A 3,563-nucleotide genomic window follows, 5' to 3' on the forward strand; every position below is an offset into this window, starting at 1 on the left:
TGTCCGCACTCAACATCGACCAAATGCACGTCGTCATCAGCAACGCCTCCGCGGCGTTCGCCGGCAACGACAACACAATCGATTCCCTGGCTACCACTGCCGGGCTAACGGCCAAAGTGATCCACGACGACAAGCAATTGATGGCAACCTTGTTCAGCAACATCTCCACATTCACCACCAACTTGGGCGAAATCAACGCCGGCGAATTGATCAGCGAGACTGGCAAACTGCTACCGCGCTCGGTGCCGGCATTTTTGCGACTGGTCCACGAAATCGAAACCCTTTCGCACACCGGGGTGGGCGTGGTAGGCCCTGACGATCCAGCCGGGATCCTGGTGGCTAAGTTAGGTCAATACATCGACATGCTGGCCGGCCCGCTCAGTACCTTTACCACGGTCCTGCAACCTGCGGTCGCACCGCTACGCCCCATCAAGGTAGACGCCGGGCACTGGCTCGACTTTTGGGAATCGACATTCAACGACAGTGGTGGCCTAAGGGTGCAACTCAACGTGCCCGAATGGCATCAGTGAACCAGCACGAAGCAACGGCAAAGAAGGATCTGGCATGACCAATTCAATTGTCAGCGAAGGTGAAAAAGTGGACGACACCGAGAGCAAGGATGCTGGCGACGGCACTGAAACGACCGACGGGGCTCGGACGAAGCCGGCGGCAGACCCTGATGAGACCGACGACGCCGATGACGCCGCCGACGATGATGGACACCCCAACCGGTCATTGAAGTCGCGACTCTGGCCGCAGAGTCCGTCGCGGTGGGTTGCAGCCGTTCTCGTGGCGCTGGTGCTCGCCGGTGGAGTGTTCGGGTTTATGACGTATCACCAGGTGACGGGTCAGCTCGCGGAGCTGCGGCGGCAGCAAGCCGATCGGGACACCGTGGCGCAGCTGGCCAAGGACTATGCGCTGAAGTCGCTGACGTACAGCTTCGAAGATCCGGACGCCTTCTTCCGTTCAGTCGAAGACGGTGTGTCGCAGCAACTTAAGGACAAATACGTCAACGCCGCAGATCTGCTCAAGAACATCATGTTGCAGGCGCAGGTCACCTCTTCCGGTGAGGTGCTGGCGATCGACCCGATTTCTCAGCCTGGCGGGGCCTACCAGGTAGTGGTGTCGGCCCACCAAACCACCCGCAATCTGCAAAACCCGACGCCCAAGGTGTCGATCATCTTGTTGCAAGTCACCGTGAACAGGGCGGGCGATCACTGGCAGGTTTCCGATATCGGCCCCAAGACCGGCTCCCATCCGCCGATCGAGGATCAGATCCCACCACCTGGGCCCGCTCCGGCTCCGGGCGAACCGGCTCCGAAACGGTAGGCGCGCAACGTGAAGCGGCTGCCACTGCGGGTCGCCGTCATGACGATCGCCGCCGCGGGCACGGTGTGGCCCGTCGCGGCCGCTGACACCACGCTGCCGTCTTGCCCGCAGACGGCCGCGATCATCAGCCCGAAAGCCAGGTCGCCGCATGCGGATTGCCGAATGCACTCCGGTTCACTCGATTTCGCCGTCAGCTACTGGACGACGCCCGAGTTGGCCGCCCCAAGGGCCGTGAAAGTCACTGTGTCTGACCCGTCGGGCGAGGCGGTGCAAACGATCGACGAGCTACTGGAGCCCTCGAGTCCGGGAGGCGTCGGATTACAGGATATCGACGGCGACGGCCGCGATGAACTGATAATCCCGATTGCTCAACACCTGTTCAACGGCGGCCCGAACACGCGGTTCTCGGTGTGGCGCGCGCCGGGTGACCGCCGGCACTTCGAGCGCACCCAGATGGTCGGACAGGCCGTCTATCCCAGCGGCGACGGCTATCTGGTGACCAACGGCGGCGCGCTGGACAGTCGCGACCTCACCTTCTATTTGCCCACTGGAGCCGGGTACACGCTCGTCGTGGTGCTGACCATCGAGGCCGAGCAGGTAGACCCAGACACTCACCGGGTCATGACCGTGACCTGCCGCGCCCACCAAGAGGACGGTCTCCATGCTGTCGACATGGACGTTTGGCAGGCCGAAGACACCTTCTGCGCGTCACCGGCCGCCAAAGCGATCTGGCCTGACGCCCAACGCATATCAATTCGAATCCGGCCTCCGGGGCGGTAGCTTTCCGGCCTCCGGCGAGCAGGTTGCGGCCGACTGACCCCTAGGGCCCGCAGTAGTCGCGAGCCGCGGCCAGCCGCTGCCTCGCCTCGGCGAGGTCGCTGGCGAGTTGTGCTGGGTTTGCCGGTCGGTAGGGGTCACTGGCGTCGATCTGAGATGCCAGCATGTCCGATCGGATCCGAAGATCGACGGCGGCTGGACTCCTCAGGCCGTGCAACGGAGCCAGTGCGTTCCGAATCTGGCTTGCCACGTAAGACGGTGTCCCGGAAGGGGAAACCAGGTTGAACCCGTCCTCCAGCCGATCGGCTGCCGGCAAGATGATGTTGCATTCCCCGTCGCCAGCGACCGCCGCTGGCGCAGGCGTTAGGAACATTGTGACCGCGGCAACGGAGAGCGGCACCCTGTGAATTCGTCGATGCATTGGCCCTACCTTCGCACTGCGGCGGCGGTTCTGTCGCCGATCTTGTGCTGTTCGCAGGTCGGTGTTCTCCTTCGTTGCCAACAGCAGGGCCAAGACGAGTGTCTGGGCGAAGCCATCGGCAATGGTTCCATCGCTCGGTGTGGGAGAAATTGTGAAGACCTGTGGATCGAAGCGGGCGATGGACTCACATGCCGAAGTGCGTTCGATGCACCGCCGCAACGGCCTCCGGTGGTCCGCCTACTTCTATCTGCGCTGCAGCTTGGCGCCCGAAGACGTATAGGAGGAGTTCGCCCGGCGGACCGCTGAGTCGAGCCATCGGTTCGCCTGGTTGAACCGTCACCCGCTCGTCGGTTCCGGCCCGCTCAATCTCGAGCCCGCAAGCGTGAAGCCGCCGACTCAGGTAGTGGCTGCCGCGGCGAACGTTTCGCCACAGGGCAGCTTCCATTGCAGGCGTGAGGCCACGGGGTCCTTGCCCATTGGCTCTGCGAACGTCCTCGTGATGGACAAAGAACTCGTTTAGATTCGCCAAGGCGCGGACCCATCTGATGCGGAAGAACCCGATGGGTGGGCCGGACCGGATCCGCGCGACGAGCCACGTGAAGTCCTTGCTCTGGGCCAATCTGGCCCTACGTCGCTCGGCGAACCGTTGGAAGGGATCAGGTAGAACGATGCAAGGGCCGGCAACGAGATCGCGTTCTCGCAACACGATGTGGGCGGCGAGATCGTGAGCAGTCCAGCCCTCGAGCAGTGTAGGAACGGAAGGACCGAGTTCGTCGAGGAGATCACAGAGCTCAAGGCGCTCTTGCGTGTCTAGCGGAACATCAGTCATGTCGCCGGAGTCTACGGAGGCCTAGGTGGCAGCTTGGGCGATGTTCGGCAGCATCGTGAGTGACGGAGGTCAAAGCGTGGCGGCGAAACAGATGGTGTCGCGGCTTCGCTGCAAGAGTTATTGCATGGTGCTTCGGCTCGGGTCAGCAAGCGGGCGGTCCGCTGGGCGGACCGCGCCGTGACCTCGCTGCTGTTGTCAGCGGCGTTG

Annotated in this window: 4 protein-coding genes and 1 pseudogene; 3 read left to right on the forward strand and 2 right to left on the reverse strand. The window is 62.9% G+C overall.

The window, feature by feature from the left end; translation table 11 throughout:
- From WAN02_RS32980 to WAN02_RS32990, 3 genes and pseudogenes are all read left to right on the forward strand, one after another.
- Nucleotides 1-530: pseudogene (locus WAN02_RS32980) on the forward strand (MCE family protein); the annotation flags it as partial.
- Between the two features lie 34 nt (nt 531-564).
- Nucleotides 565-1,329: a hypothetical protein gene (locus WAN02_RS32985; protein ID WP_422269562.1), complete on the forward strand. Its 765-nt coding sequence runs from the start codon at nt 565-567 to the stop codon at nt 1,327-1,329.
- Nucleotides 1,330-1,368: 39 nt separating this feature from the next.
- On the forward strand, nt 1,369-2,109 hold the full coding sequence (locus tag WAN02_RS32990) for a hypothetical protein (protein ID WP_422269565.1): 741 nt from the start codon (nt 1,369-1,371) through the stop codon (nt 2,107-2,109).
- A gap of 40 nt (nt 2,110-2,149) precedes the next feature.
- Here WAN02_RS32990 and WAN02_RS32995 read toward each other — a convergent pair whose 3' ends face one another.
- Both WAN02_RS32995 and WAN02_RS33000 read right to left on the reverse strand, forming a co-directional pair.
- Nucleotides 2,150-2,527 carry a hypothetical protein gene (locus WAN02_RS32995; protein ID WP_422269563.1) on the reverse strand — a complete coding sequence of 126 codons (378 nt, stop codon included), beginning with the start codon at nt 2,525-2,527 and terminating at the stop codon, nt 2,150-2,152.
- Nucleotides 2,528-2,711: 184 nt separating this feature from the next.
- A complete protein-coding gene (locus WAN02_RS33000) occupies nt 2,712-3,356 on the reverse strand; it encodes a TIGR03085 family metal-binding protein (protein ID WP_422269564.1) in 645 nt (214 codons plus the stop codon).
- Nucleotides 3,357-3,563 lie beyond the last annotated feature (207 nt).

The organism is Mycobacterium sp. (genome assembly GCF_049281135.1).
Classification (GTDB): Bacteria; Actinomycetota; Actinomycetes; order Mycobacteriales; family Mycobacteriaceae; genus Mycobacterium.